The organism is Cytobacillus oceanisediminis 2691, assembly GCF_007678455.1.
In the GTDB taxonomy this organism is placed as follows: Bacteria; Bacillota; Bacilli; order Bacillales; family Cytobacillaceae; genus Mesobacillus; species Mesobacillus oceanisediminis_A.
This window is the reverse complement of record NZ_VEEP01000462.1, coordinates 1-228: the sequence shown is the minus strand read 5'-3', so window position 1 is coordinate 228 and position 228 is coordinate 1. Positions and strand designations below refer to the sequence as shown.

The following is a 228-nucleotide window of genomic DNA, read 5'->3' as shown; positions in this document are numbered from 1 at the left end:
GTAACTCGTTCAATCGTAATGCCATTTTGGTTTAAATGGTCTTTGAATTCGTTCATATTCGTTGCTTGTGATTGATCGATGGCCTCTCTGATTTCATCTTTCCATGAATATTGGGCTGTTGGTTTCGTATTAGGGTCAGCAATCGCATTTTCCGTTTGGGTGTAGCGTAAGCGTGCTGTGTCTTTGTTTGGTACGCTTAAACCGTGTCCCATGCAAACCTCATCATTG

Annotated in this window: 1 pseudogene; it reads right to left on the bottom strand. The window is 42.1% G+C overall.

Going from position 1 to position 228, the window contains the following annotated elements:
- Positions 1 to 228, bottom strand: a pseudogene (locus FS736_RS24050) (relaxase/mobilization nuclease domain-containing protein); the annotation flags it as partial.